Below are 17,119 nucleotides of genomic sequence, written 5' to 3' on the forward strand. Positions count from 1 at the left end.
AGTGTCATCTCACCTGCGACAGCAGGCCGGCGCCTTCGACGACCACGCGGTCGCCCTCGTGCAGGCCTTCGGCAATCGCAACGTTGGCGGCATCCAGCGCCTGATGGCGCACCCGACGCACGACAAAGCGCTCGGCCTCCGTGTGCACCCACAGCGCCGTCTCGCCAGCGCCAACTTTCGTCAGCGCCGCGCGCGGCACCGCGGCGCCCTTGAGTTCATGCGCCGTGCGCACGATCACCTTGACCGGTTGGCCAACGGCCACCATGGAGTTGGCCGAGACGATGCGGAACAGCAAGGGCAGCGCCTGCTCGCGCAGTTGCCGGCCGGCGCCGACGAACTTGAGCTCCAGCGCGGTCTGCTCGGCCAGGGCGCTGGCCGAGATCAGGGTCGCGCCGATGCCGGCATCGTAGGCCAGCGCCTCGACCGCCAGGCGCTCGGGGTCGACGATCTCGAACAGCACCTCCCTGGCATCGACGATCTGGCCGGCCACCAGGTGGTGGGAGGCGCTGATCACGCCGGTCGCCGGGGCCAGCAGCGGCTCGGCGGAGTCGATGCTGGCGGCGACGAAGGCGCGGCGCTTTTGCAGCGCCCCGTGCTCGATGCGAGCCATTTCGATTTCCTTTTGCGGCACCGCGCCTTCGAGTTGCTCGAAGCGCTTGACGCGCCCGTCGGCGATCGCCAGCTGGGCCTCCAGTTCGGCCAGTTGCGCCTTCTGGTTGCCGCGCTCGATGGCGCCGGCGACCGGACGCAGCCAGGCCAGCACTTCGCCCTTCTGAACTTTGCGTCCCTGCGTCGGCATGCCCTTGGGGCCCGGCATGACGCTGCCGGAAAACGTAGCCTGGACGCGACCGCTGGTGTTCGGATCGGGAATGACCCTGCCGTTGAGCTCGACCGTCGCCGCCAGATCGCCGATGTGCGCCGGCTGGGTGCGCAGCCCGAGCTGGCGCTGCACCGATTTGGGCACGAACAGGCTGCCGTCGGCCAGCCGCTGCAGCGCGGCCGGCGCGCTCGCCGCTCCCGGCGTCGCGGCGGCCGGCGCGGCCGGCGCGGCCTTCTTGGCGTCCTGGCTGTGATCCTCGTCGCCGTGGGCCAACGCGCCGCCGGCGAGGAGGGTCAGGCTGGTCGCGGCGACCAGGGCCAGTCTGGTCGTGGCGACCAGGGGCCGCACAAATGTATTTCGCATTTTCCGCATTTTCTATAGTCCTTTGGTTTTATGCTTGCGGCGCCGCGCGGCCAGCAATGCGCCGCTGACAAGCAGCAGCAGTGCGGCAAGGCCCCAGACGATCCACTCGCTCCAGTAATGCGCGTGCGCCGCAGCGGGCGCAGCCGATGACGTGTCCAGCGTGGCGGTCAGCAGGTCGGCGGCGTCGCCGGCCTCGATGCTGATGGTCAGGCCATGCTTGGCCGGCGGCAAGGCCGCCGCGAGATTCAACAGGTAGGTGCCGGGCGCGGACTCGGCGGCGACGCCCTGCAGCCCGCCGCCCTCGATTTCCACCTTGGCGCCGGCGACCGGCTCGTTGCTGGCACGGCGGTCGACATACACCACCAGGTGCTTGTCCTCGAGCACGGCGACCACCTCGAATTCTTCGGTGGCGGCTACCGCGCGCGGCGCCATGCTCTGGGTGACGGGCGGCGGTGCCGCGCCATGATCCTCATCGCCGTGGGCATAGGCTGCAGACCCGGCGGCGAACGTGGCGGCAAGCGCGGCGGTGGATAGCGCAACGGCAAAAACACGTCTCACGGCAATACTCCCAGGGCTTGATTCAATCGCGATATGGCCGCCGCGCGGGCAACGCGCTGGCGGTCGAGAAAGGCTTCGGCGTCGAAGGCGGCGGCGCGGATGCGCAGCAGCGTCGCCAGGTCGGACTCGCCGAGCGAAAAAGCCTTTTCGCTCAGGCGCAGATTCTCAGCAGAGAGCGCCAAACGCTCCTGCGCCATGGCCAGCTGGCGCTCTGCGGCATCCAGGGCGCGCTGGGCGCGCTCCGTTTCGAGCCGCACGCGGGTCTGGGCGCGCAGCATTTCGGCGTCGGCCTGGTCGGCTTCGGCCTGCGCCGCCGAGCCTTCGCGGCGTACCTGCGCCGAGGAGGAGAACGGAATCTTCAGCTGTATGCCCACCGTATTGGCGTAGGGCTCGGCGAAATCACCGCGCTCGCGCACCATGCGCAATGCCAGCTCCGGCGCGGCGCGGCGCGATTCGTCGGCCACCGTGACCCGGGCGCGGGCGCTGCGCGCCGCCGCGGCGGCCGCCGCGAGCAGGGGATGGGCTTCGGGAGTCGCCAGGGCGCCGGCTTGAGCCAATCGCTTCGGCGCTTCCTCGGCCATGTCCTGCGGTGCGGCCGTGCCGGTCAGCGTGCGCAAGGCCTGATCCGCCTGCAGCAGCGTCGCCTCGGTTTCGATCAGTTCGGCGCCGGCCGCGTGGACTTCGCTCTGCGCCAGGTTGGCGTCGATCCGCGACAACTCACCGACCTTGTAGCGGCGGCTCACGTCGGCTTCCAGTGCGCGCGCGGTATCGAGCCGGCGGGCGGCCAGAAGCTTGGCATTGCGCGCTGCCGCCAGAGTCCACCAGGCGTCGCGCAGCTCGCCGGCCAGCTCGGCGCGCAATGCCGCGCGCCTGGCGGTGATAGCATCGACGCGGCTGGCCGCCTCGGCTTCGCGCGCCGCCTTCTGCCCCGGCAGCCACAAGGGCGCCGCCAGTTCGACTTCATATTCCTGCATGCCCCGGTTGCGATAGAGCCGGTCGCTGCGACTGCCGATGCTGAGCGAACCCGGCTCCGGCGTCAGGCCGGCGGCGACGTCCTGCGCCGCGCGGGCTTCGGCCTCGCGGCCTTGCAGCGCGGCGGCCTGGGGATGCAGGCGCCAGGCCTGCTCCAGCGCCTGGGCCAGGCCGGAGCGCGCGGGCGCAGCGTCCGCGGCATCCGCAGCGTAAGCCGGCAGCGCGATGCCCAGGCCGGCGGCGCAGATCAGCAACTGCCGGCGAAATGCGGTCAGCTTCATGGTTCAGTGGCTGGCAAAGACGCGGGTCGTGCCGTCGCCGGCCACCAGCAGCGTAGCGTAGGGCATGGGCTTGGGGGCTTCCATGCCGGGCGAACCGGGCACCATGCCGGGTACAGCCAGACCGATCGCCTTGGGCTTTTCCTTGAGCAGGCGGCGGATGTCGGCGGCCGGCACATGGCCTTCGATCACATAGCCGGCGACTTTCGCGCTGTGGCAGGAACCCAGGCGCTCGGGCATGCCGAGCTTCTTGCGTTCCGCGGGAACGTCGGCGACGTCATGGGTCGTCACCTGGAACCCGTTCTGGCGCATGTGTTCGACCCATCCACCGCAGCAGCCGCAGCTTGGGCTCTTGAAGACTTCGACCTTGGGCGCGCCCTGGGCAAATGCGGCTGAGGCCGAGAGCATTGCGAGGGTGAGGGCGATACGTAGCGGTTTCATGGCAGGGATTCCTTTTGCAGAGGGTTGGACGCATTCTGCTAACCCCTTCCCCACCGCAAGCTGACGCCGCGATTACATTTCTGTAATCTTCGGCGGGCGCCGTTTCGCCAAGCGCACAATCCTGGCATGGACATGAGCGGAGCATGAAATGAAAATCCTGGTGGTCGAAGACGAGCCGAAAACCGGCGACTACCTCAAACAGGGGCTGGTCGAAGCCGGCTTCGTCGTCGATCTGGCGCGCGACGGCATCGACGGCCTGCATCTGGGCGAGACCGGCGACTACGACCTGGCGATACTCGACGTGATGCTGCCCCGGCTCGATGGCTGGCAGCTGCTGGCCGGCATGCGCCGCGCCGGGCGCGAGCTGCCGGTGCTGTTCCTCACCGCGCGCGACCAGGTCGAAGACCGCGTCAAGGGCCTCGAACTGGGCGCCGACGACTACCTGGTGAAGCCCTTCGCCTTCGCCGAACTGCTGGCCCGGGTGCGCACCCTGCTGCGCCGCGGCAGCCGCAGCAAGGAGGCGGAGCAGCTGCGCGTCGCCGACCTGGAACTCGACCTGCTGCGCCGCCGCGTCACGCGAGCCGGCCAGCGCATCGACCTGACGGCCAAGGAATTCGCCCTGCTCGAACTGCTGCTGCGGCGTCGCGGTGAAGTGCTGCCGCGCTCGCTGATTGCCTCGCAGATCTGGGACATGAATTTCGATTCCGATACCAACGTCATCGAAGTGGCGGTGCGCCGCTTGCGCGCCAAGATGGACGACGGCTTCGAGCCGAAACTCATACGCACCGTGCGCGGCATGGGTTACGTGCTGGAAGACGACGCCGGATGAAGCACCGCGGCAAATCGATCACCTGGCGCCTGACCCTGCTGTTCGCCAGCGCCTCGACCGCGGTGCTGCTGGCGCTGGGACTGGTGATCGGCAAGACGGTCGAGCAGCACTTCGTCGAACAGGACATGGACCTGATGACCGGCAAGCTGCATCTGGCCGGTCACCTGCTGGAAAAAGTGCAAACCCGCGCCGATCTCGATGCCTTGCCGGCGCAACTCGACGATGCGCTGGTCGGCCATCACGATCTGGCCATCGTGGTACGCAGTGCCACAGACCAAACCCTGTTCGCCACCCCGGGCGCCGGCTTTCCGCCCGCGCTGCTGGCGCGCAATGCGGTTCGCGACCCGCCGCAGCCGCAGGTCTGGCACGAGGCGCACCAGTCCGGTGAGCAGCCCCGGCGCGGCGTTTCCGCGCTGCTGCCGACCGGCATTCCGGGCGAACCGCCGGTGCTGGTCGCGGTGGCGGTCGACATTACGCACCACGAGCACTTCATGGCCTCCTTCCGCCGCACCCTGTGGCTGTTCGTCGCGGTTGCCGCGGCATTGGCCGGCCTGCTCGGCTGGGCCGCGGTCAGGCGCGGCCTGGCGCCGCTGCAGGCGATCCGCCAGGGCGCGGCCGGCGTCACCGCCAGCCGGCTCGACTACCGCCTGGCAGTCGATGCGGTGCCGGACGAACTGGCCGAGCTGGCGCAAACCCTGAACGACATGCTGGCCCGGCTGGAGGATTCGTTCGCGCGGCTCAAGGATTTTTCCTCCGACCTGGCGCATGAACTGCGCACGCCGATCAGCAACCTGATGACCGAAACCCAGGTTGCGCTGACCCGCGCCCGCAGCCCCGAGGAGTATCGCGAGGTGCTGGCCTCCAATGCCGAGGAATACGAACGCCTGGCGCGCATGGTGGGCGACATGCTGTTCCTGGCGCAGGCCGACAACGGCCTGGTGGTGCCCAGCCGCGAGCCGGTGGACCTGGCGCACGAAGTGCGCGAGTTGTTCGATTTCTTCGATGCGCTGGCGGAGGAAAAATCGCTGCAACTTTCATTGACCGGCAGCGGCCAGGTCTCCGGCGACAAGCTCATGCTGCGTCGCGCGCTGGCCAACCTGATCTCCAATGCCATACGCCATACGCCGGCCGGCGGCCGCATCCGCGTCCGCATCGAGGCGAGCGGCAGCGGCACCACGCTCGCCATCGAAAACAGCGGCGAGCCGATCGCGCCGGAACACATGTCACGTATTTTCGACCGCTTCTACCGTGCCGACCCCTCACGCCATCGCAGTAACGAAGGCGCCGGCCTCGGCCTCGCCATCACGCGCTCGATCGTCCAGGCCCACGGCGGAGAGATATCGGTGCGCTCCACCGCCGACGGCGTCAGTTTCGAAATCCGCCTGGCCCGCTGAAGCCGGCCGTAACGCGCGGCGCCGTACCGCCAGCGCCAACTCTTGAGGCGGGTTCATAGGGCCGGCTCAAGTCGGCCAGTGTGGATGGTTTCGTAGGGCCGACTTCAGTCGGCCAGGGGTGGATGGCGCTGTAGGGCCGACTTCAGTCGGCCAGGGGTGGATGGCGGGCTGAAGCCCGCCCTACAGTTCGCCCGGCTGCCCCACCAGGCTGGGATCAATTCGCAAGCGCCGCGCCAGCGTTCACTCGTCCTCGTCCTTCAGCTTGAAGCTGGCCGCGAGTTTCTGTTGCACTTGCGGCGGCACTTGCGCGTGGCGGGCGAACTCGATGCTGTAGGCGCCCTGGCCGCCGGTCATCGACTTCAGGCGTGAGGCATAGTCGGTAATCTCGGCCAGCGGCACTTCGCCGGTGATCGAGGCGGTATTGCCGGGACGCGGGCTGGTGCCGGTGATGTGGCCGCGCCGGCTCGACAGGTCGCCGGTGAGGTCGCCGATCGCGGCCTCGGGCGCGACGATTTCGATGGTGACGATGGGCTCCAGCACGATCGGACTGGCGGCACGAATCGCCTCCACCGTAGCCTTGCGTCCGGCGGTGACGAAGGCAACATCCTTGCCGTCCACCGCATGGGTCTTGCCGTCATAGACGATGACACGGATATCCTGCGCCGGGAATCCGGCGATCACGCCATCGGTCAGCGCCTGGCGCACGCCTTTCTCGACCGAGGTCATGAACACGCCGGGAATCACGCCGCCCTTGACGCGATCGACGAACTCGAAGCCGGCACCGCGCTCCAGCGGCTCGATCTTCAGATAGACCTCGCCGAACTGCCCGGCGCCGCCCGACTGTTTCTTGTGCCGGCAATGGCCATCGGCATTCGCCGTGACCGTTTCGCGATAGGGAATCAGCGGCAACTTGGTGTCGAGTTCGAGCTTGAACTGGGTCGCCATCTTTTCCAGCTTGTAGCGCAAATGCATTTCGCCGAGGCCGCGGATCACGGTCTCGTGCGTGGTCGGGTGGCGCTCGACTTCGAAACAGGGGTCTTCGAGTTCCAGCTTGTGCAGGATATCGAACAGGCGCTGCTCGTCGTTCTTGCGCCTGGTCTCGACGGCGAGGCCCTGCATCGGCTTGGGGAACTCCAGCGGCTTGAGGTGGATGTGGTCCTCGTCGTGCGAATCGTGCAGCACCGCGTCGAAGTCGATTTCCTCGACCTTGGCGATGGCGCCGATGTCGCCCGGCAGCAGGCTGTCGACCTCGACGTAGTCCTTGCCCTGCAACTGGTAGAGGTGGCCGACCTTGAACGGCTTCTTGCCGTCGCCGACGAAGAGCTGGCTGTCCTTCCTCACCGTACCTTGATGCACTCGGAATATCCCGACCTTGCCCATGTAGGGATCGGCGATGATCTTGAAGACGTGGGCCAGCACGTGCTGCGATGCATCCGGAACGGCATGGAAAGCTTCCGCCCCATGCCCCGGCTCGCCCTTGTAGAACGGCGGCGGATTGCCTTCGGCCGGATTCGGCGCCAGCGAGGCCAGCACGTGCAGCAGTTCGCCGATGCCGGCGCCGGTGCGCGCCGAGGTGAACAAAATGGGAACCAGGTGGCCTTCGCGCAAAGCCTTCTCGAAGGGCGCATGGAGTTCCCGCGCAGCGGGGTCCTTGCCTTCCTCCAGATAGCGCGCCAGCAGCGACTCGTCCTCTTCGACCAGTTGGTCGATCAGTTCGCGATGGGCGTGGGCGATGGAATCGAAGTCGCTTGTTACGTCACCCCGTCCGCCGTCGTGCTCCAACACCTCGACCACGTCCTGGCGGCCCTGCGCGGGCAGGTCGAGCAGCAGGCACTCCTTGCCGAAGCGCTCGCGAATCTGGTTCACCAGCGCGGGCAGGTCGACATTGTCGGCGTCGATCTTGTTGATCACGATCATGCGCGCCAGGCCCCGCGCCTGGGCCGCCCGCATCATGCGCTCGGTGGCGAGTTCGATGCCGGTCTGGGCGTTGATCACCACGACCGCGGTTTCGACGCCGGCCAGCGCGGCGACTGCCTGCCCGGCAAAGTCCGGATAGCCCGGAGTGTCGATCAGGTGGATGTGCACGCCCTCGGCGGCGAAATTCACCATGGCCGAATTGAGCGAATGGCCGGCGGTCTTTTCCTGCGCATCGAAGTCGCAGACGCTGCTGCCCTTCTCCACGCTGCCCTTCGCGGTGATCGCGCCGGCCTTGAACAGCAGGGCTTCGGCCAGCGTGGTCTTGCCGGCGCCGCCGTGACCGACGAGGGCAAGGGCGCGGATGGATTCGGTGCTGTAATTGGCCATGATGCGGACTCCCTGTCGTATGTTTTGCGGGAAATTCTACTCCGCGGCGTCGCTGGAGTACGTTGCAACGAGCCCGGCACAGAACTGGAAAACGCAATGTCGCCACCATTTGGCAATCGGTGGTGTAAAGACCGGGCTGGCCGATTGCCGCTCGACGGCTTTGCCCCGATAATCGATCGATAGACCGCTTGGTCGATATCAGGGGGTATTGTCAGATGAGTGAAACCGTTGGGTGCCGGGAAAACGTCGGGGCGTTCCCTCACCCGACGCATCCTGACAGCGAAACTTGTTCGACGAACTCGTCAATGTCGCCATCGAACTCCGGTGACGCAATCAATAGCCAGATCTCTTGGGAGCCTTCGCTGGCTTGTCTCAAGTTCGCCATCTACGCAATGCTGGCCGGTTCGTTCGCAGCGTTGCTGGCACTGTACATCGTCGCACCCGGCCACCCGACGCGCGCCATCGGCCCAATCGTGTTGGTTCTGGTCGCAATGGCGGGATGGTCCTTCCTTTTGCGCGGAAGGATTCGGACCGCCGTCATTGTTTTGCTGATTGGCTCGTGGATGGCCGTAACTGGAATAGCTGCCTTCAACGGTGGCGTAGGTGCACCCGTAATCGTCGCCTACCCCATGATCGTTATCCTGGTCGGTTTGGTGATCAGTTCTCGCGCGGCGTTTGCCGTGGCTGCAGTTTGCGTGATAGCGATCGTCAGCTTCGTCCTCGCCGAATCCTCCGGCTTCCTGCCAAGCCCTCCGCCCATTTTCCCCGCGCTGCGCGGAGTTGTACATGCCATCGTTCTCGTCCTGTCGGCAACCCTGGCAGCCACTTTCGTACGCGCTTATACAGACCAGCTCGACGAGCTGCGCGTGGTCAGCAGCGAGCTCGCCCAACGCACGATGGAAATGGACGCGAGCCGGGCAGACCTGCACCGGGCGCAAGCCGTCGCCAAGGTCGGCAGCTGGGTCTATGACCTCGTCACCGACACCATGCACTTGTCCACCGAGGCCTGCCGCGTCTTCGACGTACCTGAGGGTACCACCGGCAGTTATGACACTTACCTGGTGCGAACTCACACGGAAGATCGAGACGCGGCGGCGGCGGCCTGGCGGGCAGCACTCGACGGGGCCGCCTTGGACTATGAGCACCGAATCCTGGTCGGCAAGACAATCCGCTGGGTCCGGCTGCGGGCCGAAGTCGAGTTCGCGCCGGATGGCACACCGCTGCGCGCCGTCGGCGTTTCGCAGGACATCACTGAGCGCAAGGCGGCAGAGGAAGAAATTCGGCGATTGGCGTTCTATGATTCCCTCACCCATCTACCCAATCGGCGACTGCTGCATGACCGATTGCAACAAGCGTTGGTGTCAAGCACCCGCAGCGGCAGGAAGGTCGCGCTGCTGTTCATCGACCTCGACAATTTCAAGACATTGAACGACACCCTCGGCCATGATGTCGGCGACAAGTTGCTGAAAAAAGTCGCCAAACGACTGACCGCTTGCGTCCGCGAAGGCGACACGGTCGCCCGCCTCGGCGGCGACGAGTTTGTCGTCGTCCTGGAGGACTTGAACGAAGATTTGTATGAAGCGGCGGCCCATACCAAAAGCGTTGCCGAAAAGATACTCGCCACGCTCGGTCAACCCTACGATCTGGCCGGTCATCACTGTGGCAGCACACCCAGTATCGGCATCGCGCTGTTTGCCGACGATCAAACCACCATCGACGATCTGATGAAACGGGCCGACGTCGCCATGTACCAGGCCAAGGATGCCGGCCGCAACACGCTGCGCTTCTTCGACCCGGAGATGCAGGCAGTGGTGGGCGCCCGCCTCGCTTTGGAAGCCGATCTGCGCCAGGGACTTGCGCAGGGTCAACTGCTGCTCCACTTCCAGGCACAGGTTGACGGCAGCGGACGCGTGACGGGGGCGGAAGCCCTGGTGCGCTGGCAGCATCCCCAGCGCGGGATGGTCTCTCCCGCCGAGTTCATCCCGCTGGCGGAGGAGACCGGACTGATCCTTCCGCTTGGCGATTGGGTACTGACGACCGCTTGCAATCAACTGGTGGCATGGGCCCGGCAGCCGGCAACGGCGCATCTCACCCTGGCCGTCAATGTCAGCGCCCGCCAGTTCCGCCAGCCGGATTTCGTGACGCAGGCCCGAGACATACTGGCAGATTCGGGGGCCGATCCGCGGAAACTGAAGCTGGAGCTCACCGAAAGTACGCTGCTGGAAGATATCGAAGACATCATCGCCAAAATGAACGATCTCAAAGCACTCGGCGTCAGTTTCTCGCTGGATGATTTCGGCACCGGCTATTCGTCGCTGTCCTATCTGAAGCGCCTGCCGCTGGACCAACTGAAGATCGACCAGTCCTTCGTTCGCGACATCCTGACCGATCCGAATGATGTCGCCATCGCGCGCACCATCGTCGCCCTCGCGCAGAGCCTCGGGCTTTCGGTGATTGCCGAGGGAGTGGAAACCGAGGCACAGCGCGAACTTCTGGCCAATTCCGGCTGCCACGCCTATCAAGGCTATCTTTTCGCCCACCCCCTGCCGACGGAGGCGTTCGGGGAACTGGTCCGCCGGGCGTAAGGGCTGCCGCCGTCGCAAACCCTTGCTTATGTTGCTATATGGAGGATAGCCGGGGTTGCCCAATGCGCCGCGCAAACCTCGATCCGGCGCGCGCAGTAGATTTATTCACAAGCTCTCAGGCCGCCAGGCGCGCCAGCCAGTCTGCGGCACGTTCCACCGCCACCCGGCCGCGCTGCTCGGGCTGTCGCAGATGACGTACCAGCAAGGCGGCGCCGGCGCCGGGAAAACGCTCGGCGATCGCCGCCAGGTAGGGGGGGACATTCGGCTCGGCCCATTTGCACTCGGCGAAGCCGACGGGCTCGCCTTTTTCGCACAACGCAAAATCGATTTCCCGCCCTTCCTTGTCGCGCACGTAATGCAGCGTGACGTCGCGCCCTGCGGAATCCTGGAGGAAATGGGCATGCCGCAACAGCATGGCGGCGCAGGCGTTTTCGAAGCGCGCGCCCTCGCCCCCGGCGCCCGACTCGACCAGACCGGTATCGAAAAAATACACCTTGGGTTCCTTGAGCAGCGCGCGGGCTATGTTGCGGTGGAAGGGGCGGACCGTAAACACGATGTGCAAGGCTTCGAGAATTTCCAGATATTTGCCGAGCGTCGTCGGCGAGACTTGCAGATCGCGCGCCAGCGAAGCCAGCGACAGCGGCGAGCCGACGCGGGCGCGCAGCATGTCGATGAACACGCGCATGGCGCGAATCTCGCCGATACGCGAAAACTCGAGGATGTCGTCGCGGACGGCGCCCTCGATGTAGAGACGCCGCCAGCGTTCCGCGTCGGCCGGGCTTTCGGCCAGGAAGGGTTCGGGAAAGCCGCCGCGTTCGAGCAGCCGTGCCAAGGCCTGCTCGGGCGTCGCGGCCGATACCGCGACCCACTCGGCAACGCTGATCGGATGCAGGCGCCATGAAAAATAGCGGCCGGCCAGCGACTCGCCGGACTGGCGGAAAGCATCGAGGCGCGCGCTGCCGGTGACCAGCAGGGCCTGGCCTGCGGGCCGACCATCGAAGACGCCCTTGAGCCAGGGCTTCCAGTCGACCATCTTGTGCAGCTCGTCGAGCACCACCAGCGCGGCGTCCGGCGACCAGCTACGATCGAGGATGACCCGGCGGTCGCCGGCGACATCCCAGTTCAGTACCTGGGCGAAGGGCAGTTCCGCCGCGAGCGCGTGCGCCAGCGTGGTTTTCCCGGCCTGGCGCGGACCGGACAGAAACACCATCTTGCGGGCCAGGTCGGCGCGGATGTAGGGAGCAAGGGCACGTTCCATGCCGACCATTTTCTACACGACTGGAAAATAGTCAAGACTTTCTTCCATTATCGAGGATAAAAGTCAGCGCCGGCGCCACGCCGCGCGGACCGCTATCGCGCCGGCCGGTCGCGCGAGGGAATGCGCCAGAGCACGATGGCCGTGGCAACCCCGATGAAGGCCAGCAGCCCCTGCAGCCAGGGCTTGCCGGAAAAGCTCCAGATCGAAACGCAGATGGTCAGGCTCATCAGCGTGATGGCGACCACCTTGATGCGGAACGGAATGCTGTGATGCCGTCGCCATTCGACGATCAGCGGGCCGACGGTGGGATTTTCGATCAGGCGCCGATAGAAGCTTTCCGAGGCCCGCGCGTAGCAGGCGGCGGCGACCAGGACAAAGGGCGTAGTCGGCAGGCCGGGCAGGAAGATGCCGATGATGCCGAGCAGCAGGGCGATGCTGCCGAGGGTCAGCAACACCACGCGCACCACCAGCGAGGGATGCAGTTCCGACTCTTGGCTCTCGCGTTGCGTGACGGGATTTCCGCTTCGCGGGCCGTCAACGCCTGGGATTCCCCTTCGGGGGCAGGCGATCACGTAGGGCGGCTCGTCCTGGTCCATGTCAGCCGAGAGCGCGTGCAATGAAGTGGCGCGGCACCGTGGTCTTCGGCACGCGGCCGGAGAACCAGCTGCGCACGTCCTGGTCGAGGCCCAGTCCGTGCATGTAGTTGTACAGCGCCTTGTTCAGCGCGACGCCCAGCGCGTCGTGGTCGACGCCGGTGGGATCGACGAAGCCGACGTCGTTCTTGGCGAAACTGACCTTCGGCAGCGGTTTGAGCCTGACGCCGAACTGTTCGGGATGCTGGCCGACCGGGGAATGCACGGTGCAGGCGAAGCGGTGGAAGAAACCGGACTGGATGCAGCCCGCAGCGAACAGCTGGCGCACGTATTCGAGGGCATCGACGGTGTCCTGCACGGTCTGCGTCGGGAAGCCGTACATCAGGTAGGCATGGACCAGGATGCCGGCATCGGTAAAGGCCTGCGTGACGCGCGCCACCTGCTCGACCGAGACGCCCTTCTGCATGAGTTTCAACAGGCGGTCGGAGGCCACTTCGAGTCCGCCGGAAACCGCTATGCAGCCGCTGTCGGCAAGACGGTTGCAGAGTTCCGGCGTGAAGGATTTCTCGAAGCGGATGTTGCCCCACCAGGAGATCGCCCGGTTGCGTTTCTGCAATTCGGCGGCCAGTGCGCCGAGAACCTTGGGCGGCGCCGCCTCGTCGACGAAATGAAAACCGGTCTGCCCGGTCTCGGCGATGATGGTTTCGATGCGGTCGACCAGGGTCGCGGCGGCGACGGCGTCATAGCGCGAGATGTAGTCGAGCGAGACATCGCAAAAGCTGCACTTCTTCCAGTAGCAGCCGTGGGCGACGGTCAGCTTGTTCCAGCGCGCATCGGACCACAATCGGTGCATTGGATTCAGCATGTCCAGCAGCGACAGGTAGCGGTCCAGCGGCAGGCCGTCCCAGGTCGGCGTGCCGACCTCGGCGAAGGGAATGTCGGGCTCGCCGGCATCGACGTAGCGCACGGCGCCGTCGACACGCAGGAAGCTGCGCACCAGTTTCTCCCGCGGGCGTGCGCCCTGCAGGTGTTCGAGCAGGGCCAGCAGCGGGCGCTCGCCGTCGTCGAGCGTGACGTAATCGAAATAATCGAACACGCGCGGTTCGGCCAGTTCGCGCAATTCGGTATTGACGAAGCCGCCGCCGAGCACGGTGACGATGGTGGCGTCGTGCGCCTTGATCGCCTGGGCGATGCGGAAGGCGCCATAGACGTTGCCGGGAAACGGCGTCGACACCAGCACCACTTGCGGCGCGTGGCGCGCCAGGGCGCCCAGCGTCAGTTCGCGCAGGCTGCGGTCGACCAGGTTTTCCGGCGCAGCCAGCGCCTGCGCCAGCGGATTGAACGAGGCCTGGCTCTGCGCCAGGGATTCGGCGTAGCGCACGAACTCGAAGCGCGCATCGACCGCCTCGCGCAGCACGTCGGCAAGGTCGTCGAGGTAGAGAGTGGCGAAGTGCCGCGCGCGGTCGGTCACGCCCAGCGCGCCGAAGGCCCAGGCCAGCGGATCGCCGCCTTCGTCGTCGACATAGGCGTCGAGCGGCGCGAAGCGCGGCCCCTCGGGCAGGAAATGGCGGCCGGCGATGCGATGCCCGATCGAGGGATCGCGCCCCTGCAGGAAGGCCACCGCGGGCTCGACGGTGGCGAGATAGCGCTCGAATTCGCGCTCGAAGGCCTGCACCCGCGGCGTGCGTTGCTGCCTGGGCAGGTCCGCGATGCAGGTGCGGACGGCCAGCAGCCCCTCGCGCGAAAACAGGTGCAGCACCAGCGCCAGGGCAAGATCCTCCTGCACCGCGTTGACGCCGCGCGAGCGCAGGAAACCGGTCAGGTAGGCGGTCGAGGGATAGGGCGTGTTGAGTTGCGTCATCGGCGGGATGACGCAGAGGACACGCAGGGACGGGGCGGGCGATACGGACATGGCGCAATGATAGTGCCTCGGCACGCTCCGCAGGCCGCGGACCGTCCGGCCCCGGGCAGGAAGGCCTATTCGTTGCGGAACAGCGAACGGTTGCCGAACAGCGGCAAGTCGTAGTTGTCGTTGTCGCGGCCCTCAATGTAGTCCTGGTGGTAGCCGTGGATCAGTTCGACCTCGCTCTTGGAGCCAAAGATCAAGGGCGTGCGCTGGTGCAGATCGGTGGGCTCGACGTCGAGCAGGCGACCGCGCCCGGTGATCGCGCCGCCGCCGGCCTGTTCCATGATGAAGGCGATCGGGCTGGCCTGGTGCAGCAGCCACAGGCGGCCGCCCTGGTCGCGCGTCTTGTCGTCCACCGGATAGAGGAAGACGCCGCCCCTGACCAGCACGCGATAGGCTTCGGCGATCAGCGAGGCGACCCAGCGCATGCCGAAATCGCGGGCGCGCGGCCCGGTCTTGCCGGCCAGGCATTCCTTGACGTAGCGCCGCACCGGCGGCTCCCAGAAGCGCTCGTTGGAGGCGTTGATGGCGAAGGTCGCGGCATTGTCCGGAATCTCCACGCGCGGATGCGTGAGGACGAACTCGCCGATCTCGCGATCGAGCATGAAGACATTGACGCCGTTGCCGGTGGTCAGCACCAGCCGCGTCGAGGCGCCATAGAGCATGAAGCCGGCGGCGACCATGCGGCTGCCCGGCTGGAAGAAATCGGCATCGGTCACTTTCTGCGTGCCGGCGGGCGCGCGCAGCACCGAGAAAATCGTGCCGGACATGAAATTGATGTCGAGGTTGCCCGAACCGTTGAGCGGATCGAAGACCAGCAGGTAATTGCCGCGCGGATAGCGAGCCGGAATCGGCGTCATGGCGTCGTTGGATTTCGAGGCGAGGCCGGCCAGGCGCCCGGTCCACACCGTCGATTTGACGATGGCATCGCTGGCGGCGCGCTCCAGGTAGTGCCGCGGATCCTCGTCGGCGGCATCGAGTCCGCCGCGGGAAACCAGGTGGCTGATGACCTTGCAGGCGGTGACGATGTCGCTCAGCAGCAGCGAGAAGTCGCCGCTGGCGCCCTTGATGCGGCGCTGCTCCTCGATGATGAACTGGGTCAGGGTGATGCGCTCGATGCTCATGCCGTCCCCCGCAGTGGTTGCCGAATCCCGCCCGAATCCCACCCGCATGCGGCCATGCAGGCCGCATCGAGCGGAAGGACCACCATACTCCCGGCAGCCGGGCGGAGCAAGCGCAGCCCCCACGGCAGTTTCAAGTTCGTTAGTTGTCCGGGTTTTTAGCACGCAGATTGACATGGTAATGCGTTTGCATTACCATTTCCCAGTTCCGCCGTAGCCGTGCAAAGGATAACGCCATGCCTGCCACCATCGAACTCGAATCCACACTCACCGATCGCTATCAAACAACCGTCCCCGACGGCGTGCGCCGTGTGCTCAAGCTGGGCAAACGGGACCGTATCCGCTATCTGGTGCAAAGCGACGGCTCGGTACTTTTGCAGCGTGCCGATGCGAGCGACGACCCCGTGCTTGGCTCTTTTCTCGATTTTCTGGCGCAGGACATCAAGACCCACCCGCAGCGTGTCAGCGCCCTCGATTCCGGGCTGGCCAAGCGCATGCGCGCCTTGAGCAAGGGCGTCGCGGTCGATCTCGATGCCGCACTCGATCCCGCCGACGAATGACGCAGGCTCCCGCCCCGCTGGTGGTCAATGGCTGGAGTCTGTTTGCCCATCCCCTGTTCCTCGATCAAGTGCAAGCACTGATCGCCAGGGTGGAAGGCCTCAAAGCCAAAGACCCAAAGACCTGGCGGCAGAAGAACAGCAGCAAGCGCCTGGCGGCGACCACCAAACTGGCGCTCGACGTCATCCCCGAGAACCCGGCGCGCCCGGAATACCGGCAAGGCGGCACCCTGGGCGATGATCGCAAGCACTGGTTCCGCGCCAAGTTCTATCAGCAGTACCGCCTGTTCTTCCGCTTCCACGCCGCGCAGCGCGTCATCGTCTATGCCTGGGTCAATGACGAAGACAGCAAGCGCGCCTACCAGAGCGACGACGATGCCTATCGCGTATTCCGCAAAATGCTCGACGGCGGGAACCCGCCCGACGATTGGGACAGCTTGTTCAAGGAGGCACGCGGGTCATTGAAACGCCTAGCTGCGATCAGCAAGGTAGGAGATTAGCGGCTCAAACAATCCTCCGCTATGTAGAGCCCGTACGGGCGACGCTAATTTCTTGCCTGGACCATGCCTCTGCCGGACCAAGCGCTGCTGCCTCCGCCGGATTCAATGCGGCTTCAATGCGGGATCGGCTTGAACCCCGGATCGTCGAAATACGTGGAATATTTTTCCAGCGCGCCGACCACCTTGACCGCACCGTTCATGCGCTTGGCCTGCTTCGGCTTGCCCGCCATCTGCTCGGCACCGTCGAGCAGCTCGGCCGCGATCAGGTGCAGTTGCGCGTCGGCCCTGGGTTCGAGCTTGCAGTTGGCGACGATCTGGCCCACCTCACCCTCCACCTTGTGCGCCAGCTTGCCGTAGGCGGCGGCCGAGAGGCGGTTCTCGTGGATGTCGTGCAGCGACGCGGCCATGGTCTGGCGGATACTCTCCATGGCCTTGCGCAAGGCGGCATCGGTCTCCCATTTCTTGCCGGCGTTGAGCTCCAGCCTGGTCGTTTCGGCGGCGGCGTGGCCGTGGTCGTGTGCCGCGTTGCCGCCGGCCAGGGCAGAGCCGGCGAGGGTCAGGCTGATGACGCCGAGGGCGGTCAGTAGTTTGCGTTTCATGTTGCTTGGTCTCCGTTCGTTGTTCGATATGGGCCGGCGAT

At 66.0% G+C, this 17,119-nt stretch carries 15 protein-coding genes; 5 read left to right on the forward strand and 10 right to left on the reverse strand.

Annotated features, from left to right (window positions below; translation table 11 throughout):
• Positions 1-4 precede the first annotated feature (4 nt).
• Genes RMO95_RS05175 through RMO95_RS05190 form a run of 4 tightly spaced genes read right to left on the reverse strand, consistent with a single transcriptional unit; the run spans position 5 to position 3,432 of the window.
• A complete protein-coding gene (locus RMO95_RS05175; protein WP_310449528.1) occupies positions 5-1,183 on the reverse strand; it encodes an efflux RND transporter periplasmic adaptor subunit in 1,179 nt (392 codons plus the stop codon).
• A gap of 12 nt (positions 1,184-1,195) precedes the next feature.
• Positions 1,196-1,741, reverse strand: a complete 546-nt coding sequence (locus RMO95_RS05180) for a hypothetical protein (protein ID WP_310449529.1) — start codon at positions 1,739-1,741, stop codon at positions 1,196-1,198.
• Complete coding sequence (locus RMO95_RS05185; protein WP_310449530.1) at positions 1,738-2,994, reverse strand: TolC family protein; 1,257 nt, start codon at positions 2,992-2,994, stop codon at positions 1,738-1,740. Before RMO95_RS05185 ends, RMO95_RS05180 begins: the two co-directional genes overlap by 4 nt.
• 3 nt (positions 2,995-2,997) lie before the next feature.
• On the reverse strand, positions 2,998-3,432 hold the full coding sequence (locus RMO95_RS05190; protein WP_310449531.1) for a DUF411 domain-containing protein: 435 nt from the start codon (positions 3,430-3,432) through the stop codon (positions 2,998-3,000).
• Between the two features lie 148 nt (positions 3,433-3,580).
• Here RMO95_RS05190 and RMO95_RS05195 point away from each other — a divergent pair, with 148 nt between their 5' ends.
• Together RMO95_RS05195 and RMO95_RS05200 are read left to right on the forward strand one after the other, a co-directional pair.
• Positions 3,581-4,261, forward strand: coding sequence for a heavy metal response regulator transcription factor (locus RMO95_RS05195; protein WP_310449532.1), 681 nt, complete (start codon positions 3,581-3,583; stop codon positions 4,259-4,261).
• Entirely contained in the window at positions 4,258-5,655 is a 1,398-nt protein-coding gene (locus tag RMO95_RS05200) for a heavy metal sensor histidine kinase (protein ID WP_310449533.1), read from the forward strand. The genes RMO95_RS05195 and RMO95_RS05200 overlap by 4 nt, the downstream gene beginning before the upstream one ends.
• A gap of 240 nt (positions 5,656-5,895) precedes the next feature.
• Here the strand turns inward: RMO95_RS05200 and fusA are convergent, their stop codons facing one another.
• Positions 5,896-7,959, reverse strand: coding sequence for an elongation factor G (gene fusA, locus RMO95_RS05205; RefSeq protein WP_310449534.1), 2,064 nt, complete (start codon positions 7,957-7,959; stop codon positions 5,896-5,898).
• Positions 7,960-8,264: 305 nt separating this feature from the next.
• Between fusA and RMO95_RS05210 the strand changes: the two genes are divergently transcribed.
• Positions 8,265-10,544: an EAL domain-containing protein gene (locus RMO95_RS05210; protein WP_310449535.1), complete on the forward strand. Its 2,280-nt coding sequence runs from the start codon at positions 8,265-8,267 to the stop codon at positions 10,542-10,544.
• 115 nt (positions 10,545-10,659) lie between these two features.
• Here RMO95_RS05210 and RMO95_RS05215 read toward each other — a convergent pair whose 3' ends face one another.
• From RMO95_RS05215 to RMO95_RS05230, 4 genes are all read right to left on the reverse strand, one after another.
• Positions 10,660-11,802 carry an ATP-binding protein gene (locus RMO95_RS05215; protein WP_310449536.1) on the reverse strand — a complete coding sequence of 381 codons (1,143 nt, stop codon included), beginning with the start codon at positions 11,800-11,802 and terminating at the stop codon, positions 10,660-10,662.
• A gap of 92 nt (positions 11,803-11,894) precedes the next feature.
• Positions 11,895-12,398 (reverse strand): YbaN family protein, encoded by a 504-nt coding sequence (locus RMO95_RS05220; protein ID WP_310449537.1) that lies wholly within the window; start codon positions 12,396-12,398, stop codon positions 11,895-11,897.
• Between the two features lies 1 nt (position 12,399).
• Complete coding sequence (locus RMO95_RS05225; protein WP_310449538.1) at positions 12,400-14,307, reverse strand: B12-binding domain-containing radical SAM protein; 1,908 nt, start codon at positions 14,305-14,307, stop codon at positions 12,400-12,402.
• Between the two features lie 65 nt (positions 14,308-14,372).
• Entirely contained in the window at positions 14,373-15,425 is a 1,053-nt protein-coding gene (locus tag RMO95_RS05230; protein WP_310449539.1) for a class 1 fructose-bisphosphatase, read from the reverse strand.
• Positions 15,426-15,658: 233 nt separating this feature from the next.
• On the opposite strand from RMO95_RS05230, the gene RMO95_RS05235 reads away from it, so the two are divergent.
• A complete protein-coding gene (locus tag RMO95_RS05235; RefSeq protein ID WP_310449540.1) occupies positions 15,659-15,982 on the forward strand; it encodes a type II toxin-antitoxin system PrlF family antitoxin in 324 nt (107 codons plus the stop codon).
• The gene (locus tag RMO95_RS05240) at positions 15,979-16,479 is read left to right on the forward strand and encodes a type II toxin-antitoxin system YhaV family toxin (RefSeq protein ID WP_310449541.1); all 501 of its coding nucleotides are present in this window, start codon (positions 15,979-15,981) and stop codon (positions 16,477-16,479) included. The genes RMO95_RS05235 and RMO95_RS05240 overlap by 4 nt, the downstream gene beginning before the upstream one ends.
• Before the next feature lie 113 nt (positions 16,480-16,592).
• On the opposite strand, the gene RMO95_RS05245 is transcribed toward RMO95_RS05240, so the two are convergent.
• The gene (locus tag RMO95_RS05245) at positions 16,593-17,078 is read right to left on the reverse strand and encodes a hypothetical protein (RefSeq protein WP_310449542.1); all 486 of its coding nucleotides are present in this window, start codon (positions 17,076-17,078) and stop codon (positions 16,593-16,595) included.
• Positions 17,079-17,119: the final 41 nt, after the last annotated feature.

The sequence above is a fragment of the Sulfuritalea sp. genome (assembly GCF_031426875.1).
GTDB lineage: Bacteria > Pseudomonadota > Gammaproteobacteria > Burkholderiales > Rhodocyclaceae > Sulfuritalea.

What these genes read in the sequence shown, in the direction of transcription:
- RMO95_RS05235 (WP_310449540.1), top strand. Translation starts at nt 15,659, where the DNA reads ATGCCTGCCACCATCGAACTCGAATCCACACTCACCGATCGCTATCAA.
- RMO95_RS05200 (WP_310449533.1), top strand. Translation starts at nt 4,258, where the DNA reads ATGAAGCACCGCGGCAAATCGATCACCTGGCGCCTGACCCTGCTGTTC.
- RMO95_RS05220 (WP_310449537.1), bottom strand. Translation starts at nt 12,398, where the DNA reads ATGGACCAGGACGAGCCGCCCTACGTGATCGCCTGCCCCCGAAGGGGA.
- RMO95_RS05210 (WP_310449535.1), top strand. Translation starts at nt 8,265, where the DNA reads ATGTCGCCATCGAACTCCGGTGACGCAATCAATAGCCAGATCTCTTGG.
- RMO95_RS05215 (WP_310449536.1), bottom strand. Translation starts at nt 11,802, where the DNA reads ATGGAACGTGCCCTTGCTCCCTACATCCGCGCCGACCTGGCCCGCAAG.
- RMO95_RS05195 (WP_310449532.1), top strand. Translation starts at nt 3,581, where the DNA reads ATGAAAATCCTGGTGGTCGAAGACGAGCCGAAAACCGGCGACTACCTC.
- RMO95_RS05245 (WP_310449542.1), bottom strand. Translation starts at nt 17,078, where the DNA reads ATGAAACGCAAACTACTGACCGCCCTCGGCGTCATCAGCCTGACCCTC.
- RMO95_RS05230 (WP_310449539.1), bottom strand. Translation starts at nt 15,425, where the DNA reads ATGAGCATCGAGCGCATCACCCTGACCCAGTTCATCATCGAGGAGCAG.
- RMO95_RS05240 (WP_310449541.1), top strand. Translation starts at nt 15,979, where the DNA reads ATGACGCAGGCTCCCGCCCCGCTGGTGGTCAATGGCTGGAGTCTGTTT.
- RMO95_RS05185 (WP_310449530.1), bottom strand. Translation starts at nt 2,994, where the DNA reads ATGAAGCTGACCGCATTTCGCCGGCAGTTGCTGATCTGCGCCGCCGGC.
- RMO95_RS05175 (WP_310449528.1), bottom strand. Translation starts at nt 1,183, where the DNA reads ATGCGAAATACATTTGTGCGGCCCCTGGTCGCCACGACCAGACTGGCC.
- RMO95_RS05190 (WP_310449531.1), bottom strand. Translation starts at nt 3,432, where the DNA reads ATGAAACCGCTACGTATCGCCCTCACCCTCGCAATGCTCTCGGCCTCA.
- RMO95_RS05225 (WP_310449538.1), bottom strand. Translation starts at nt 14,307, where the DNA reads ATGTCCGTATCGCCCGCCCCGTCCCTGCGTGTCCTCTGCGTCATCCCG.
- fusA (WP_310449534.1), bottom strand. Translation starts at nt 7,959, where the DNA reads ATGGCCAATTACAGCACCGAATCCATCCGCGCCCTTGCCCTCGTCGGT.